This is a genomic window from Ruminococcus sp. RTP21204st1_B2_RTP21204_210225 (genome assembly GCF_040914135.1).
GTDB classification, from domain to species: Bacteria; Bacillota; Clostridia; order Oscillospirales; family Ruminococcaceae; genus Hominimerdicola; species Hominimerdicola aceti.
Genome location: NZ_JBCPGA010000102.1, coordinates 1 through 2,151, shown reverse-complemented (window position 1 = coordinate 2,151; position 2,151 = coordinate 1). Strand labels below are relative to the sequence as shown.

Below are 2,151 nucleotides of genomic sequence, written 5' to 3'. Positions count from 1 at the left end.
CGCATTTTTTGAGAACATTAATTTTGGAACAATCGAAACACCCGTAATATTATCAGATGAAAAAGCTCTTCAATATCCACTTAACTATAATATTTAGCTATTGCTATTATTTTTGCCGTACAGACTAAAATCTGTACGGCAAAAATAAAAATTATGCGTTATAGATAATCATTTCAATTTTGACCGTCTACCAGATGAATTTGAGGTTTTGGGACTGGTTCTTTCTAATGCACAGGTTATTTATACCGACCCTGAAAATTCGGATTGCGACGATGACGATCTGTTAGACGGTCAGGAGATTTCTATTGACGGAGGTAAGTCAAAGACCGTTAAGGTCGGCAGTGCGGACGGCGGATATATCACGTATTCTACCGTTGTTTTCAAGTATAGCTCCGACCCTAATAATGGGGATACGGATGGGGATGGTATATTAGATGTCAATGATTCAAAACCATGTGATCCTTATTTATGCACGGGTATATGGACAGCGTCAGATGAAAAGTTTTCTACTACTGTTCAAGTCGAACTTTTAAAACTGGAACTGGCATGGCACTTAGCAGTTACTGATACTGATAAAATAGATATTGCTAATAGGGCTGATGAAATACGAGATATTATGTCTTCTGGAAAAGGAAGAATATTAGATATTGCAAAATCAATTTCAGGTGCAGCGTCTGATGAATTTGCCTGGTTTTTAGGCGGAGATGTCAGTGCTGCGGAACGAGATTATTGGTTAAGCGAAGTTAATAAGTATAATCCTTCTATTAGCATAAGCGATGAAAAAGTATTTCATTCAATAATGTTCATTGCAGGTATACTTGAGCCATCTCCAGATGATGCATGGAAACTTATTTCGAAAAAAGCTAAAAAAGAAATGCTTGAAAAATGTGATGAAGGAGTTGTAAAAAAATTTCTTAAATCTATGGTAAAGCAAGCGACGAAAGAAGGTACAATGGGAATAAAAAAGCTTAGTGGAAAAGGCATAAAAGGATTTATGTATGAGGTTAAAGTTATGGGAAAAGGAGGAGCCTATAGGCTACTTGGTAATAAAACAGAAAATGGAGAGATATTTTGGGAGGTTTTCGAAAAAACACATAAATGAGAATATATGAAATATTAAAAAAGACAAGTCCTGAAGATGTTATATCAAAAATTAAGCTACATTATGGCAATAAGTATATAGATCTTTATAAAGATTTGTTCTTTGATTTACTTAATATGAATCCGACATATAACGGGCAAAAACTATGTATATTTATTACGGCATACATTCAAAACGAAAATGATGATATTAGAAAACTTGAAATATTTGACGAGAATGATTCAACAATTGATTTTGATGTAAGTGCCTACGAGTTATCTTCAAAAACAATTTATTCGATAGCATCATCGCCTTATGCGGATTTTTTAAATTATACTATTGATGAGGAAACACTGCGCAGATATTCATTTCCAACAATATTAGCACATTGTTTTTATGAAATCACTTCGTATGGTTTTGAGGATAATGTATGATTTGCTTTTGCACATGGCGTTATTTTTCGGATAGCAGAAATTATTTAATATAAATTTCTGTAAAATTATATATTGTGAGAATTTATGAAAATAATAAGAAGAATAGAAATAGCAACAATTTTAGTTGTTGCTTTGAATTTGATTTTTGAGTTTTTGTTTCATATAAGCATTAAAATCATTCCAAAATTTTTCATTGTTTCGCTTTGCACAGTAGTCTTGTTTTTGACATCAGTAGTTTCTGTTTTTCTTCATTTATCCAAAAATAAAAGCAAAATTTTTAAATACTCATGTAAAGCTATTATTTCATTATTTTTATCCTTGATCTTGTTAATTAACGTTCCCTTTAACTATAAAACGGAACGATTAAGGTTTACCCATAGTGATTATGAAATAGTAATATCAAGATATTATGTAATGACTGTTCAAAGAATACAGGTGCTGGTCACTGATAATTCTGTTTTTGCTCATGAGATTTTATATGTTGGATTACCAACTGGAGATTTTGATCGTCCCTGCCCAACAACCCACCACCCTACCCAGCCAACTCCAAATAGAGTATACTAGAATTATCTAAGTAAGTCGAACCGGAGTTGATCAGAATGAACGAAATAGCAAGGATAAAGAACGAAGTCAGAC

The 2,151-nt window shown here is 32.6% G+C and carries 3 protein-coding genes; all 3 read left to right on the top strand.

Features of this window, described 5'->3' with window-relative positions:
• Positions 1–208 precede the first annotated feature (208 nt).
• Entirely contained in the window at positions 209–1,102 is an 894-nt protein-coding gene (locus tag AB5123_RS14185; protein ID WP_256320466.1) for a hypothetical protein, read from the top strand.
• Positions 1,099–1,515, top strand: coding sequence for a DUF6557 family protein (locus AB5123_RS14180; protein WP_117928388.1), 417 nt, complete (start codon positions 1,099–1,101; stop codon positions 1,513–1,515). The genes AB5123_RS14185 and AB5123_RS14180 overlap by 4 nt, the downstream gene beginning before the upstream one ends.
• Positions 1,516–1,599: 84 nt before the next feature.
• Entirely contained in the window at positions 1,600–2,079 is a 480-nt protein-coding gene (locus AB5123_RS14175; RefSeq protein WP_368364984.1) for a hypothetical protein, read from the top strand.
• Positions 2,080–2,151 lie beyond the last annotated feature (72 nt).

Bases quoted from the DNA above. Each gene is read 5' to 3' on its own strand.
- AB5123_RS14180 (WP_117928388.1), top strand. From the start codon at position 1,099: ATGAGAATATATGAAATATTAAAAAAGACAAGTCCTGAAGATGTTATA.
- AB5123_RS14175 (WP_368364984.1), top strand. From the start codon at position 1,600: ATGAAAATAATAAGAAGAATAGAAATAGCAACAATTTTAGTTGTTGCT.